The organism is Methanobrevibacter curvatus (genome assembly GCF_001639295.1).
In the GTDB taxonomy this organism is placed as follows: Archaea; Methanobacteriota; Methanobacteria; order Methanobacteriales; family Methanobacteriaceae; genus Methanoflexus; species Methanoflexus curvatus.
This window is the reverse complement of the sequence record NZ_LWMV01000170.1, coordinates 1-14,973: the sequence shown is the minus strand read 5'-3', so window position 1 is coordinate 14,973 and position 14,973 is coordinate 1. Positions and strand designations below refer to the sequence as shown.

The window sequence follows — 14,973 nt, the reverse complement described above, 5'->3', positions numbered from 1 at the left end:
ATTTATTTAATTGCAATTTATAGCAAAATAAATTAAAACATAATAATAATAATAATAATAACAATAACAATAATAATAATATTAATTCTGTCAAGTTAAGAATTTTTTGGTTTTTAAATGCTTTTTTTTTGCTTTTAGGAGATGTCCCATATTTAATTTCATAAAAAAATTAATCTCTTTAAAATTGATTTAATCAATAAATTATTATTTAAATATAAATTAATAACTTATTAAGCATTATTTTAGTAAATAAAATTGTAATTAATCGTTATAATAAAATTAATCAATTAAATTTTGAATTGTGGGACACCTCTTAAAATGTAAAAATATTTATATAATTAATTTAAAAAATATCCATAGGAAATGGGTTTCCTCTAGTTTTTTTAATATAATATTAATTTTTTTATATTAGTTATTTATATTAGTTATTTATATCTATTAGTTATTTAATTGTTTATATCCGTTATTTTTTCAATTATTTTTTAAAGCAAATTTAAATAAGTTTTTTAATCAACTATGGATGATGATTATGGTAAATGTTTTAAGTGCAGGTGACACTTCTTGGGTGCTTGTTGCTACAATTATGGTTTTGTTAATGAGTATTCCTGGATTAGCTTTTTTTTATGCAGGTTTAGAGAAAAAGAAGAATGTTTTAAATACCATGTTTCTAACGTTAATTGCTTTTGCAATAGCTAGTATTATATGGTTAGTCTATGGCTATCAATTTGCTTTTGGTCCAACAATGAATGGTTTTATTGGTTTTCCAGAGCATTTGTTCCTAAATGGAATTGGAATAAATACTTTACATGGTACAATTCCTGAATTTGTTTTTATTGGCTTCCAATTAACTTTTATGGGAATTACTGCTGCTCTTGTTTCAGGAGCCATTGTTGGAAGAATGAAATTTACATCTTGGATATTGTTTATTACAATTTGGATGAGTATTGTTTATATTCCTATTTGTCATTGGGTATGGGGAGGTGGATGGTTACAACAGCTTGGTCTTATTGACTTTGCTGGAGGAACAGTTGTAGAAACGTGTTCTGGTTTATCTGCTCTTGCAATAGCTATTTTAGTAGGTCAAAGAAGGGATCAGACTCTCCTACCACATAATCTTGGATATGCCGTTTTAGGTGCTGGATTTTTATGGTTTGGATGGATGGGTTTTAATGGTGGCTCTGGTTTAGCTGCCAATGGTTTAGCTGGCTCTGCTCTTTTAGTGAGTAATTTAGCTGCAGCTGTTGGTCTTGTTACTTGGGTTATTTTAGATTCAATTCAAGAAGGTAAACCAACAGTTCTTGGTGCTTTATCTGGAGCTATTTGTGCTTTAGTTGCCATTACTCCTGCAGCAGGTTTTGTTGATGTTAAAGGTGCTTTAATAATTGGTATGGGGGCTTCAATTATTTCATACATTGCAGTCACATATATTAAACCTAAATTTAACTATGATGATACTTTGGATGTATTTGGAATGCACGGTATGAGTGGTATTTGGGGAACAATTGCCACTGGTATTTTTGCAGTTCCAGCTATTGGTGGTGTTGCAGGTTTAATTGCAGGAAATCCCCAACAAGTATTAATTCAAGTAATAGCTGTTGTTGCAACTATTGTTTATGCATTTGTTGCTACTTTAATCCTTGGAAAAATAATTGACATGACTATAGGATTAAGAGTTAAAGAAAAAGCCGAAGTTGGTGGATTAGATACTCATGTCCATGAAGAAGTAGGTTACAGATTATAAATACTTCATGGATAAAAATATTTATGCTTTTAAATTTTAATTTTTAATTCTATATGTTCCATTTTTTTATTTTTTTAATTTTAAATATTTATATTTTTTAAATTTTAAGTTTTAATTTTTTTATATTTTTTAAATTTTAATGATGATATAATTAAATAATATAATAATCATAATCTAAATTTTAGAAATAACCTTTTTTGTCATGATTTAATAATTATAGTTCATGACAGAAATTTTTTAATTAATGATTATAAAAAAATTTATCTAAATTAAATAATTTAAATTAAATTTTCTTTAATTTCATAAAATATTAGTATATATGCTTTATTTTTGTAAATATTGAGTATAATTAATTATATTATAAAATAAATACAAAATAAAGACAATAAAATAATATGTAAAGTAGTATTTAAAAAATATTTAAAATAATGTTTAATTACAAATTTTTTGTCCAAGATTATAATATAAGATTATAATATAAATTATTTTTATAAAAAATATAATATACAAGAATTAAAACTTATTTAGGTGATATTATGAAAAGAGTGGTAGCTATTTTTAGACCAGAAAAATATGAAGATGTAAAAAATGCCCTTTCTGATGCAGGATTTAAGGGAATGACTGTTTCTGAAGTTAAAGGAAGAGGACATCAATTAGGAATCAAAGAATCTTATAGAGGATCTAATTACTGTATTGATTTAATTCCCAAATCTAAAATTGAACTTGTTGTAAGTGCTGAAGAATTAGAAAAAGTTATTGAAACAATCACTAAAAGTGCCAAAACTGGTGAGGTAGGGGATGGAAAGATATTTGTTTCTACGATTGATGAAGTTATTAGAATAAGAACTGGTGAAAGAGGACAAGAAGCTATTTAACTAATTAAAAACTTATTTTTTTTAAAAATAAAATCATGCCTGTTGATTCATTTATTTTCTATATTCATGTTTAAAATCAGCATCATAGAGTTTAGATGGATTAAAATCACCAGGATTTATCACATTTCCAACAATTATCATTGCAGTCTTTGTAATTTTTGCACTTTTAACTTTTTGAGCTATGTCATTTAGTGTTCCTTTTATAATTTCTTGATCTGGCCAGGTGGCTTTTTTAACAACAGCTATTGGAGTATCTTCACTGTAACCCTTTTTTAAATCTTCTACAACTTTATCTATCATTCCAATTCCTAAAAAAATACACATTGTTCCATTGTGTTGTGCCAAACTGCTTATAGATTCTTTTTCAGGAACTGGTGTTCTTCCTTCAGGTCTTGTAATTATAACTGTTTGTGAAACTTCAGGAATTGTCAATTCAAGTTCAAGAGCTGATGCACTTCCAAAAACAGAGCTTACTCCAGGAATAATTTCAAAATCAATATCTTTTTTTTTAAGTTCTCTAATCTGTTCACCAATAGCACCATAAATTGAAGGATCACCAGTGTGTACACGTGCAATTATTTTATTATTTTTAACTTCTCTTTCTACAATTTCTATAATTTCATTTAAGTCCATTTGGGCACTGTTGTAAACCTTTGAATCTTTTTGTCTATGATTTAAAACTTCTTTGTTAACAAGTGAACCTGCATATATAATAGTATCTGCATTTTTAATGGCTTCATATCCTTTAATAGTTAGAAGTTTTGGATCTCCTGGTCCTGCCCCAATAAATATTACTTTTCCTTTCATATTTTCACAATCAATCATTAATAATAATTATTTTTAGGATAATACATTATGGAGTACTAAGTTTTTTGACTTAAATCAAAAAATTTGTAATCTATTTTTAAATTGTCTAAGGTCGTTTGAATCTCATTAAGTCTATTTTTTGTAACTTTAATTGCTTTTTCAGATTCATCAATACCTATCCAATGTCTATTTAATTTTTGAGAAGATAACAATGTTGTCCCAGATCCACAAAAGCAATCTAATATAACATCCTCTGGATTTGAGGATGTTTTAATAATCTGTTGCAACATATCCATATTTTTTTCAGTGGGGTATTTTGGATTTTGTGAATCTTTATATGTCCAAATATCTTGTAATAATTTCCCTTTTCTTTTTTTTTCATCAGCATAGACTTTTTTTCTAGGAACTCCATTTTTAGACCATTCAATCATTCCATTTTCCTCTAATTTATCTAATTCTTTAGGATTGCATCGCCAATGTCTACCTTTTGGTGGGTACATTCCTTTCCATTTAGATCCTGTAGGTCCATTTTTTGTTTCGCCAGGTGCATGTAATGGGACAGTAGTATATCTAAGACCTTTATCGTCAATTTTAGAACATAATTTTTTAATATCTTCGTCATCAAGGGGAATTCTTGGTTCATTCCAAGTGTAATTGTTGGTTTTTGTATAAAATAGGATTAAATCTTTCATGTTCCCATAAACTTTTCGTTTGAAGTTTTTTGGATTACATTTTATTCTTGCAATATCACCTCTAAAATTTTCAATCCCAAAAACTTCATCCATCATAATTTTTACATAATGTCCAATTTTATAATCAATATGCAAGTATATTGATCCCTTATCTGACATTAGCTCTTTTAAAATAATTAATCTTTCTCTTAAAAATTCTATAAATGTGCTTCCAGTTAAAGAGTCTGTGTAAGCTATTTCATCATTTAAGCTAGAACTAATAGTATTTGCTCGATCTCCACTAATCTTAAAAACATTATTTGTTGAAAATGGCGGATCAATGTATATTAAGTCAATTTTGCCTTTCAGATTTAAATTATATAGCATGCTTTTCAATACTTTCAAGTTTTCTCCATGAACCAATAGGTTATCATACTCAATATTAAATTGAATATTTTTAAATAGATTATTATCCCCATTAGATAATATTTTATTTTTCGATTTTTTATTAGAATAATCTAAAATCATATTATTTTCCTATATTAATTAATTTAGATTGAATATAAAAATTCTCTTAAAAGTAGACTACTTAAAATAATTTTGTCATCATTTTTTTCAATGTATTTGTACATTTTATTTTTTCCTTTTATATACAAAACTCCATCAAGAATAGCTATTCTAATTGCATTTACTGAATCATCATTTAATAATGCAGTTGCATCTCTAAATTGAGCATTTTGATGACCTCCAAAATCTGTTAAGAACTTAGCTTCAGCAATTACATATTCATTGTTAAATCTACCAATGAAATCTAAACCTTTGTTTGATGTGTAATTCAAATGTTCTTCTGCAAAGTTTTGTAATTGTAAATCTGAACCTTTTAAAATAGCATCATCTTTTGACTTTAAAAATTCGTCAGAGTTTACTAAATCAAATCCTAAAAACCCTTTATTAATCCAATTTTGGAATTTTGGTCCCATTTGTCTATTTGTTTCTTTAGGCTCTGTGGATTTGTTAAAAATTTCATTTAACCCCATTTCATACAATCTACTTGACAACCTGTTAATTGTTTTAGGGTTTAAATCAATTGATTTTGGATATTTTCTTAAAAATGCAACATAAGAATCTTTAATTGGAAATAATTCTAGTTTTAAAAGATTTTTTATTAAATTTATATTATCTCTTAGCTTGAAAGAAGTCTCTACATCTTTCCATAACTCATTATCAATATCTCTAATGCCCTCAGGAATTGTAGGGTAAATCTGAAATAAATCATCTAAGTATGATTTTTGTGAAGCATAATCTACACTTAATTTTGTCCAATAATTCATTGTTTTTCCTCATTTTATGTTTCTATTAAAATTTAAAATCTAAGTTTTCTCTAGCCCATTTAGCTCCAGCTTCAAGTATTTGAATGTTTTTGCCAATTAATTTTTCTTTAGAAGCAAAAGTTTCTTCAATACCTTTGATGTATGATTCTTTTGATAGAATATTGTTTTTAGTTCTTCCATATTCCATTAAAACTCCTAACATAACTGTATTAATAGCTTTTGGAACATTTAGTTTATTGGCTATTTCATAAACTGGAACACAGTAGTTTTCAATATTGTTGTATCCTTTAAATTCTCCAACGCGGGAATCATAGAATATTACTCCATCTTCTTTAACATCGCAGATAAATTTTTCAAGTGCAGGCTTGTTAAATGCAAGTAAGATGTCTATATTGTCTGCTACTGGTGAACCAATAGGATGACCAGAGATTACAACAGAACAGTTAGCTGTTCCTCCTCTTTGTTCTGGTCCATATGCAGGATACCAAGAAACATATTTTTCTTCAAAACATGCTGCTTGTGCTAAGGTTAAACCTGCACTTAAAACTCCTTGACCTCCAAAACCAGCTATTTTAACATTTAATCTATTAAATGAATAATCATCTACAATTGACTTTCCGTCATCTCTTTCAACATTAAAAATCCTATCAAGAGATTCAATAGAAAAATCAGACTGTTTTCGTAAAACTGATCCAACATCTCTTGATTTATCCCTAAAAACTTTTACTGGGAATTCTTTTTTCATTTGCTTGTTAATGAAATCTTCTGTTCCTTTAACACCTTGTCTTAAATTAGTTGGACAAGGAGATAGAACTTCTATAAATGAATATCCTTTTCCCTCTTTTTGAATTTGAAGGGCTTTCCTAATGGCTACTTTTGCTAATCGAATATCCATAGGATTTGCAAGTGAGACTCTTTCAATTAAAACAGGGGCTTTAAGATTGTCTATTAGTTCACACATATGAATAGGAAACCCTGTATAATTTGGATCTCTTCCATTTTGGCTTGTTATTGTAACCTCACCAATAAGGGTTGTTGGAGCCATTTGTCCTCCAGTCATACCATAAACAGTGTTGTTAACAAAAAAAACAGCTATTTTTTCACCGCGGTTTGCAGCTTGTAATGTTTCATTTAAACCAATGGATGCTAAATCTCCATCTCCTTGATAACTCATTACAATAGCTTCTTCTTCTGCTCTAGATATTCCTGTTCCTACTGCTGGTGCTCTACCATGAGCTGTTTGGACATTTCCACAGTTGAAGTAGTAGTAACCAAATACTGCACAACCAACTGGAGAAATCATAACAGATCTCTCTTGAATTCCTAATTCGCTCATTACATCTCCAATAAGCTTAGTCAATATTCCATGACCACATCCTCCACAGTAATGTGTTGTTTTCAATGAATTTCCCCTTGTAAATTCATTGTTTATTGATTCTGATTTTTTCATTATTATTGTTTCATATTCATTTTCAATAGATTCATTCTTTTTATCATAATTTTTAATAGTTTCATTATTTTTATCATGATTATTATTTTTGTTATCCTCAACATATCTAGTGTTCTTATTAGACATTAGTTCACCTCCTTAATCTATTATGCTTTTAAAACTTTCTTTATTGACTTCATCTTTACTGAATCCATTGAATTTAGAATTGTCATCATTTTGATTAAAATTACAATATTTAGGGTCTAAAATACTCTTATTTCCACTAACTTGAGATATTTTTCTTAAAATGTCTCCTATATTTAGGAGATTTCCACCCATACGATTCACTAATTCAACATCATCTGATTTAATGGCTAATTTAACATCCTCAAGCATTTGCCCATTACTCATTTCAACAGAGATGAAATTATCTATTTTTTCTTTTAACTCGGATAATCTGTTATATGGAAAAGGATATAATTTTATAGGTCTAAACAATCCAACTTTTAAGCCATTTTCACGACATATGTCCACAGCAGTTTTAGATATTCTACTACTGATTCCATAGGAAATTAAAAGAATTTCAGCATCTTCGACATGGTATTCAAAGTATTCAACTTCATTTTCTTCAATAGCTTTGTATTTTTTCTGTAATTCAATATTAAAATGTTCTAATTGGTCAAAATCAAGATATATAGACGTGACAAGATTTTCCATAGTTTCTTTATTTCCTCTTACACTCCAGCTATTATCTGGAATGTGTTCAATAGCTTTTTGAGGAAATTCCAAAGGTTCTGCCATTTGACCAAGTACTGCATCTGCTAAAACATAAACTGGACTTTTATACTTGTCTGCTAATTCAAAAGCTTTAATAGTAAAGTCACACATTTCTTGAACTGAATTTGGGGCTAAAACTATGTTTTTATAGTTTCCATGACCTCCACCTTTAACTACTTGATTGTAATCCCCTTGTTCTGGACCAATATTTCCTAAACCTGGTCCTGCTCTCATAATATCTACAATGACAGCTGGAAGTTCTGCACCTGCTAAGAAAGTTATTCCTTCTTGCATAAGACTTATTCCAGGACCTGATGATGCAGTCATAACTCTGTGTCCTGCTGCTGATGCTCCATAGACCATGTTAATTGAAGCTTCTTCACTTTCAGCTTGAACAAAATTTCTTCCAAGCATTGAGAAGTATTTACTTGCCTCGTGAAGTATTTCACTTGCAGGAGTAATTGGATAACCAAAAAAACAGTCACATCCTCCGTACATTGCCCCAACAATTACTGCAGTATTTCCTTTAACCATTTGATTAGCCATTTAATCACCTTTTAATTATTTTTTTTGGAACATGTACTTCAACTGCTAAAGGTTCTGGACAAGTGTAGTAACAGTCTCCACAGCCATTACATCCTTCACCTTTATATTTAGCATACTGATATCCTATATCGTTTAGTTCATCACTCATTTCAAGAGCTTTTTGCTTACAAAAGTAAATACATCTTTCACAAGCTTTACATTCGTTTTTATGTATAATTGGATAAGGTTGAGGTATTGATTCACTTTCTGACATATATTTCACTTAATTTTATTATTTCAGATGATTTTTTTTATTTATACTCTTAATTATTCATAATAGGGTATTTAAAATTAAATTTGCAATTATTACTAAAGTTAATATTTAATTTAATTAAATTAATCTTTATAGAGTAATATTTATATTTATAAAAATTTAGCATGGTTAATTATTCATTATTAAATATGTTTCTATTATAATAAATATTTTTTCAAAAATTGTTTTTTTTTAAACAGCTGTTTCTTTTAAATAAAAAAACATATTTATAAAATTTTATTATTTTATCAATAATTTTTTAAAAAAGTGAATATAAAAAGGAAAAATAATTTATGAATATAGCTAATAATTTATGAATATAGCTAATAATTTATGAATGTTAGTAATAATTTATGAATGTTAGTAATAATTTATGGAAATAATATTAATAGTAATAATAATTATAAATATGAAAACTTTTTAAAAAAAATTTAAGCTTTTTTTAAATCTTCATCACGGATTTGTGCTCTTTTTATTTTGCCACTAATAGTCTTTGGGAGTTCATCAACAAATTCAATGATTCTGGGATATTTGTAAGGTGCAGTTACTTTTTTCACATGATTTTGAATTTCTTTTTTTAAATCTTCGCTTGGACTATATCCTTTTGTAAGGACTACTGTGGCTTTAACAATTTGACCTCTAATTTTATCAGGATAAGCACTTACTGCACATTCAAGAACAGCAGGATAAGAAATAACAGCACTTTCTACTTCAAATGGACCTATTCTATATCCAGAACTTTTAATTATATCGTCATTTCGTCCTACGAACCAAAAATAACCATCCTCATCTTTCCATGCTGTATCTCCACTGTGATAAAATTTATTTCTAAAAGCAAATTTGGTTTTTTCTTCGTCTTTGTAGTACTCTTTTACTAATCCTGGTGGAAAACCATTTTTAACTGATACTGATATTTCTCCCTCTTCACCAAGCTCGGCTATTTCTCCATCTTTATCCAATAAATCAACATCAAAGCAAGGGGCAGGTTTTCCTGTTGAGCCAGGTTTTGGTTCCACCCAAATGAAGTTTCCAAGTAAAACAATACCTTCACTTTGACCAAAGCCTTCTCTAATTTTTAAACCAGTTATTTCATTAAATTTATTATATACTTCAGGATTTAAAGGTTCTCCAGCAGTTGTAGCATAAGTAATACTTTTTAAATCATATTTAGATAAGTCCTCTTTTATTAAAAATCTGTATATTGTCGGAGGTGCACAAAATGTAGTTACTTTATATTTTTCCACTTTTTCAAGAAGCTTTAAACCATCAAAACGCTGATAATCATAGATAAACAAAGCAGTCCCAGCAATCCATTGACCATAAAGTTGCCCCCAACTTGTTTTAGCCCAGCCAGTATCAGCAGAAGTGTGATGAAGTCCATCTTCTACAATGTTATGCCAGAATTTAGCTGTTATAATATGTCCAAGTGGATATAAAAAGTCATGTAAAACCATTTTTGGTTGACCAGTTGTTCCTGATGAAAAATAGATTAAAAACTTATCACTATTTTCTATTGTGTAATCTAAGTCTTTTTTAGTTAAAACAATACTTTCTTCTTTTATCTCATTTTTTAAATTATACCACCCTTTAATTTCTCTATTTTCATCGTGTTCACCTATGAAAATTTTTTTAAAAGATGTTTTAACTTGTTTTTCTGTTTTTTTGTAAGTATTTATAAGTTCATCAGTATCTATAGTTATAATGGCTTTAATTTCAGCTTTTTCTATTCTATAGATCATATCTTTTGTTCTCAGCATATGTGTAGATGGAATAGCTATTGCACCAATTTTATGCAAAGCCATTACTGAAAACCAGAATTCATAACGGTTTTTTAAGGTTAATATTACACCGTCTCCTTTTTTAATTCCAATTTTTCTTAAAAAATTAGCTATTTTATTGCTTTTTTCTTTAATGTCTTTAAATGTGAAAGTTTCTTCTTCACCTTCGTCATTACACCATACAATAGCTATTTTTTCAGGATAAAGCTCTGCATACTTGTCTACTACATCATATCCAAAGTTGAAATTTTTAGGTATTTTAAATTGAAAGTTTTCTTTAAAATCTTCATAAGAGTCAAATTCAACTCTATTAACAAATTCTTTTATTAATGATGACATTATTTTCTCCTAAATACTTATTTTTAAATAAATCAGTTTAAAAAATTAGAATTTTAAATTAAATATTTTTAATAAATTTAAGTATTACTAAGTTTAAGTATTAATAAATTTAAGTACTTTTAACAAATTTAAGTATTGGCTAAATTAGATTTTTTAATAAATTTAAGTATATTTAAATAATAACAGCTAAAAATTTAGCAGGCTTATTATTTAAAGGAACCATTGCATGCTCATATTTTGAATCAAAGTAAATTGAATCTCCTTCATTTAAAATTACTTCTTGATTATGAATCAATAAATTTAATGATCCTTCTAAAACATAATTAAATTCTTGTCCTATATGTGAGTTTCTAACAGGCTCTTTATCGTCATATAATGGATCTATTGTAACAATTAGAGTTTCTGCTTGCTTATGAATAAATCTATCGGCTAAACTAATCCCTTCATATCCTTTTCTCATTTCTATAGGTCTGCCTTTCCCTGCTCTTGTCACATGAAATATATGCATTCTTGTTTCCTCTCCACTAATAAATAGTCCCATATCTACCTTTAAAATATGAGCTATTTCAAAAAGAATACTTACTGGAATATCTTTTTCTCCATTTTCAAATGATTCATAATTTTTTGAATCAATTTCAAGCTTTTTAGTCATTTCATTAACTGAAATATCAGAAAGTTCCCTTAATTCTCTAACACGGTTACCAATGTCTTTGATTATTTCTTTCATATACTCACTTTTTTTATTTTAAGATTAAACATTTTTTAAAATTAAATAATATTTTAGAATTAAACAATATTTTTTAGGAATTAAATAATATTTTAAGAGTTAAACAATATTTTAAAATTTATTAACAATATATCCATTTTATAAAAATTTAGCTATTTCTTATAAAAAATTTAGGTATTTTATTTTTAATCTTTATTTTTAATTTTTATTTTTATCATCTTTTCTTATTTGTGCACGGCTTATTTTTCCATTTATGGTTTTTGGAAGTTTATCTACAAATTTTACAACTCTTGGGTATTTATATGGGGCTGTAACATGTTTTACATGATTTTGAATATCTTTTTTAAGTTCTTCACTTGGTTTAAATCCTTTTGCAAGGACTATTGTGGCTTTAACAATTTGTCCTCTTATTTCATCTGGAATTCCAGTGATTGCACATTCTAAGACTGAAGAATGGGAAATAACAGCACTTTCTACTTCAAATGGGCCTATCCTGTATCCAGAGCTTTTAATTATGTCGTCGTTTCGCCCTACAAACCATAAATATCCATCTTCATCTTTCCAAGCAGTATCTCCACTGTGGTAAACTCCGTCATACCAGACTTCTTTAGTTTTTGCCTCATTTTTATGATATCCTTTAAATAAACCTGGTGGGGAGTTTATAGCATCAAGACATATTTCTCCTTCATCACCAATATCTACTTCTTTATTTTCTTTGGTTAATAGCTTCATACCATAAACAGGAGCGGGTTTACCTAATGATCCTGGCTTTGGTTCCATCCAAAGAAAATTACATGCAGATATAATGGTTTCAGTCTGTCCAAATCCTTCTTTAAGTTTTAAATTAAAAATTTTCTCTACTTTTTTGTAAACTTCTGGATTCAATGGCTCTCCAGCAGTTGTAATGTAGGATAATGACGAAAAATCATATTTGCTTAAATCTTCTTTTATTAAGAATCTAAAAATAGTTGGTGGTGCACAAAAGGTTGTTATTTGATATTTTTCTATTTTTTCAACTAATTTTAATGGGTCAAATCTATCATAATCATAAATAAATACTCCTGTTCCAACAATCCATTGTCCGTAAAGACCGCCCCAAACAGCTTTCATCCATCCAGTATCTGCAGAAGTATGATGAATTCCATTTTCTACTGCATTATGCCAGTATTTTGATGTTATGATATGTGCTAAAGGATATGTATAATCATGTATAACCATTTTTGGTTCACCAGAGGTTCCTGATGAAAAATATAAGATCATCACATCATGGTTTTTAGTCTGCTCAGCATTTTTTCTTTCAAATACTTCACTTTCATTTAAAAATTCTTTTTTATAATCTATCCAACCTTCAGGTCTTTTAGTTCCTACTGAAACTTTTAAAATGTCTCTATTTATTTCATTAAATCCTTTTTCAAATTCATTAATAAGTTCTTCATTTTCATCTATAGAAATAACCATTTTTGCTTCTGATTCGTTTAATCTATAAACAATATCATGGCTTTTTAGCATGTGTGTTGCAGGAACAGGAATGGCTCCAATTTTATGTAGTGCAATGATTATAAACCAAAATTCATACCTATTTTTTAAGGTTAATAATACAGTATCTCCTTTTTTAATTCCCAAATTCACTAGAAAGTTTGCTGTTTTATTACTATATTTTTTAACATCCTTAAATGTAAATTTATGCTCTTCTCCATGATCATTACACCAAATAAATGCTAATTTCTCTGGATTTTTATCAGCATATTTATCCACAACATCGTATGCAAAGTTAAAGTTTTCAGGAACTTTAAATTGAAAATTATCTCTAAAATCTTCGTAAGACTCAAATTCTATTCTATTTACAAACTCTTTTAATAATGATGACATTTTTTCCCTCAAAAAGTACATGGTTTTTTAATTAGTTTTAATTAGTTTTAATTGCTTTTAATTCTTTTTAATTCTTTTTAATTAGTTTTAATTGCTTTTAATTAGTTTTAATTAGTTTTATTATTTTTTAAAGCTTTTTTTTTTAGTTTTTTTTTTAAATAATTACATATTTTTTTTAAATTATTCACAAATAAATGCTAAAAATTTTGCTGTTTTATTGTTAAGGGCTTTCATTGAGTGTTGATATCTTGAATCAAAATAAATTGAGTCTCCTTCATTTAAAATTATTTCATTTTCTTTTATAAAAAATTTTATAGATCCTTCAAGAATATAATTAAATTCTTGACCTGGATGAGTATTAGTATCTGGTTTTTCATGTGAGTTTGGCTCAACAGTCACTATAAAAGGTTCTGTTTTTTTATGAATAAATTTATCTGCTAAATTTTCATATGAATACTCTTTTCTTCGCTCTACAATAGACCCTTCACCTTTTCTTGTAACTGTAAATATTCTCATTCTTGTTTCTTCTCCAGTAATAAGTAAACCCATATCTACATTAAATTTTAATGAAATTTCATATAATAAATTGGCAGGAATTTCTTTTTTTCCATTTTCATATTCTAAATATTCTTCTTTGTTAATACCAAGCTCTTTGGAAACCTCATTGGCACTAATTTCATAAATTTCTCTTAATTCTTTAATTCTTGTCCCAATGTCTTTATTATTTTCTTTCATTAAAACACCAATTTTTAATTTAATTTAATTTAATTTAATTTAGTTTATTTTAATTTAGTTTATTTTATTTTAGCCTATTTTATTTTATTTTAATTTTTTTTTTTTTTTTTTTTTTTTTGAAATCATGCATGAAAAATTATAAATCCTGTAATTTTTATAAAATATATAAATTAGGATATATAATATAAGCAATAATGATATAAATTTTAATAGTTATTAATATAATATATAAATTAATTAAAATATAATAATTATTAAAATATAATTCATTAAAAACATAATTTATTAAAAGCATAATTTATTAAAAATATAAATTATTAACATAATTATTTTTAATTTCAATTAAAATTGTTTGGAAAATATTATATAAAATTATATTTTATAATTAGATATATATAATTGTTAATATAAGACTTATTAAATAAAGACTTGTTATAAATTATATAATAAATTCGGATTGTATAATAAAGTTAAGTTATTTTTAAAAATATTTTATTAAAATTTTATTAAATGCACTAAACGTGATAGAATGCCAGAGATTGATGATAATGTTTTATTTAAATTAGAGGATGGAAAAGTTTTAGAATTGCATCAAAATCTTGTTAGGTTAAAAACAAGGGAAGGTGGACTTCTAACTGTAAATATTAGGTCACCTACTCGGATAATGGAGAAAATTCAGGAATTTTTTGAAGGGTTACACTCTAATGTTCTCCTTTCAATGGATATAGGTGGAACAGGAGATATAAAAACCTATTTTAGGGGAGTTTCTCCTGTTTTACAACAAAAAAATGAAGCAGGATTACCTTATTCTTTTCTCTCAATTACACTACAAGAAATAAAGAAATTTGTTCCTGCTGATGATGAACCTCACTGTGGTTGTAATATTAATTTATAAATTTATAAATTTATTTTAATATTTTTCACTTTTTTATCTATTTTTATCTCTTTTTATCTCTTTATTGCTTTTTTAATTCCTTTTAATTTTTTCACTTTTGCATTTTCATTTTCATTTTCATTTTTTTTTTTTTTTTTTTTTTTTTTTTTCTTTTTTTTTTA

13 protein-coding genes are annotated in these 14,973 nt (G+C 27.0%); 3 read left to right on the top strand and 10 right to left on the bottom strand.

Going from position 1 to position 14,973, the window contains the following annotated elements:
• Window positions 1-529: 529 nt before the first annotated feature.
• Both MBCUR_RS05485 and MBCUR_RS05480 read left to right on the top strand, forming a co-directional pair.
• Window positions 530-1,741, top strand: coding sequence for an ammonium transporter (locus tag MBCUR_RS05485; protein WP_067091285.1), 1,212 nt, complete (start codon window positions 530-532; stop codon window positions 1,739-1,741).
• 536 nt (window positions 1,742-2,277) lie between these two features.
• Complete coding sequence (locus MBCUR_RS05480; RefSeq protein WP_067091282.1) at window positions 2,278-2,616, top strand: P-II family nitrogen regulator; 339 nt, start codon at window positions 2,278-2,280, stop codon at window positions 2,614-2,616.
• A 51-nt stretch (window positions 2,617-2,667) separates the two neighbouring features.
• Here the strand turns inward: MBCUR_RS05480 and cobM are convergent, their stop codons facing one another.
• The 10 genes from cobM to MBCUR_RS05430 all read right to left on the bottom strand — a co-directional run bounded on the left by cobM (window position 2,668) and on the right by MBCUR_RS05430 (window position 13,917).
• A complete protein-coding gene (gene cobM, locus MBCUR_RS05475; RefSeq protein WP_067091280.1) occupies window positions 2,668-3,423 on the bottom strand; it encodes a precorrin-4 C(11)-methyltransferase in 756 nt (251 codons plus the stop codon).
• A gap of 56 nt (window positions 3,424-3,479) precedes the next feature.
• A complete protein-coding gene (locus MBCUR_RS05470; protein ID WP_084269530.1) occupies window positions 3,480-4,622 on the bottom strand; it encodes a site-specific DNA-methyltransferase in 1,143 nt (380 codons plus the stop codon).
• 23 nt (window positions 4,623-4,645) lie between these two features.
• On the bottom strand, window positions 4,646-5,425 hold the full coding sequence (locus tag MBCUR_RS05465; RefSeq protein ID WP_067091277.1) for a restriction endonuclease: 780 nt from the start codon (window positions 5,423-5,425) through the stop codon (window positions 4,646-4,648).
• 25 nt (window positions 5,426-5,450) lie between these two features.
• On the bottom strand, window positions 5,451-6,875 hold the full coding sequence (locus tag MBCUR_RS05460) for a 2-oxoacid:acceptor oxidoreductase family protein (RefSeq protein WP_245637292.1): 1,425 nt from the start codon (window positions 6,873-6,875) through the stop codon (window positions 5,451-5,453).
• Between the two features lie 138 nt (window positions 6,876-7,013).
• Entirely contained in the window at window positions 7,014-8,177 is a 1,164-nt protein-coding gene (locus MBCUR_RS05455; RefSeq protein ID WP_067091274.1) for a 3-methyl-2-oxobutanoate dehydrogenase subunit VorB, read from the bottom strand.
• 4 nt (window positions 8,178-8,181) lie between these two features.
• Entirely contained in the window at window positions 8,182-8,430 is a 249-nt protein-coding gene (locus MBCUR_RS05450; protein WP_067091272.1) for a 4Fe-4S dicluster domain-containing protein, read from the bottom strand.
• A gap of 470 nt (window positions 8,431-8,900) precedes the next feature.
• Window positions 8,901-10,586, bottom strand: coding sequence for an AMP-binding protein (locus MBCUR_RS05445; protein ID WP_067091269.1), 1,686 nt, complete (start codon window positions 10,584-10,586; stop codon window positions 8,901-8,903).
• 172 nt (window positions 10,587-10,758) lie between these two features.
• Window positions 10,759-11,313 carry a helix-turn-helix domain-containing protein gene (locus MBCUR_RS05440; RefSeq protein WP_067091266.1) on the bottom strand — a complete coding sequence of 185 codons (555 nt, stop codon included), beginning with the start codon at window positions 11,311-11,313 and terminating at the stop codon, window positions 10,759-10,761.
• Window positions 11,314-11,511: 198 nt separating this feature from the next.
• Window positions 11,512-13,182: an AMP-binding protein gene (locus MBCUR_RS05435; protein ID WP_067091263.1), complete on the bottom strand. Its 1,671-nt coding sequence runs from the start codon at window positions 13,180-13,182 to the stop codon at window positions 11,512-11,514.
• Window positions 13,183-13,362: 180 nt separating this feature from the next.
• Complete coding sequence (locus MBCUR_RS05430; RefSeq protein WP_067091261.1) at window positions 13,363-13,917, bottom strand: helix-turn-helix domain-containing protein; 555 nt, start codon at window positions 13,915-13,917, stop codon at window positions 13,363-13,365.
• 529 nt (window positions 13,918-14,446) lie between these two features.
• On the opposite strand from MBCUR_RS05430, the gene MBCUR_RS05425 reads away from it, so the two are divergent.
• A complete protein-coding gene (locus MBCUR_RS05425; RefSeq protein WP_067091259.1) occupies window positions 14,447-14,812 on the top strand; it encodes a hypothetical protein in 366 nt (121 codons plus the stop codon).
• The last annotated feature ends 161 nt before the right edge of the window (window positions 14,813-14,973 follow it).

Coding starts and splice junctions, on each gene's coding strand:
- MBCUR_RS05485 (WP_067091285.1), top strand. CDS start 530: ATGGTAAATGTTTTAAGTGCAGGTGACACTTCTTGGGTGCTTGTTGCT.
- MBCUR_RS05480 (WP_067091282.1), top strand. CDS start 2,278: ATGAAAAGAGTGGTAGCTATTTTTAGACCAGAAAAATATGAAGATGTA.
- cobM (WP_067091280.1), bottom strand. CDS start 3,423: ATGAAAGGAAAAGTAATATTTATTGGGGCAGGACCAGGAGATCCAAAA.
- MBCUR_RS05470 (WP_084269530.1), bottom strand. CDS start 4,622: ATGATTTTAGATTATTCTAATAAAAAATCGAAAAATAAAATATTATCT.
- MBCUR_RS05465 (WP_067091277.1), bottom strand. CDS start 5,425: ATGAATTATTGGACAAAATTAAGTGTAGATTATGCTTCACAAAAATCA.
- MBCUR_RS05460 (WP_245637292.1), bottom strand. CDS start 6,875: ATGAAAAAATCAGAATCAATAAACAATGAATTTACAAGGGGAAATTCA.
- MBCUR_RS05455 (WP_067091274.1), bottom strand. CDS start 8,177: ATGGCTAATCAAATGGTTAAAGGAAATACTGCAGTAATTGTTGGGGCA.
- MBCUR_RS05450 (WP_067091272.1), bottom strand. CDS start 8,430: ATGTCAGAAAGTGAATCAATACCTCAACCTTATCCAATTATACATAAA.
- MBCUR_RS05445 (WP_067091269.1), bottom strand. CDS start 10,586: ATGTCATCATTAATAAAAGAATTTGTTAATAGAGTTGAATTTGACTCT.
- MBCUR_RS05440 (WP_067091266.1), bottom strand. CDS start 11,313: ATGAAAGAAATAATCAAAGACATTGGTAACCGTGTTAGAGAATTAAGG.
- MBCUR_RS05435 (WP_067091263.1), bottom strand. CDS start 13,182: ATGTCATCATTATTAAAAGAGTTTGTAAATAGAATAGAATTTGAGTCT.
- MBCUR_RS05430 (WP_067091261.1), bottom strand. CDS start 13,917: ATGAAAGAAAATAATAAAGACATTGGGACAAGAATTAAAGAATTAAGA.
- MBCUR_RS05425 (WP_067091259.1), top strand. CDS start 14,447: ATGCCAGAGATTGATGATAATGTTTTATTTAAATTAGAGGATGGAAAA.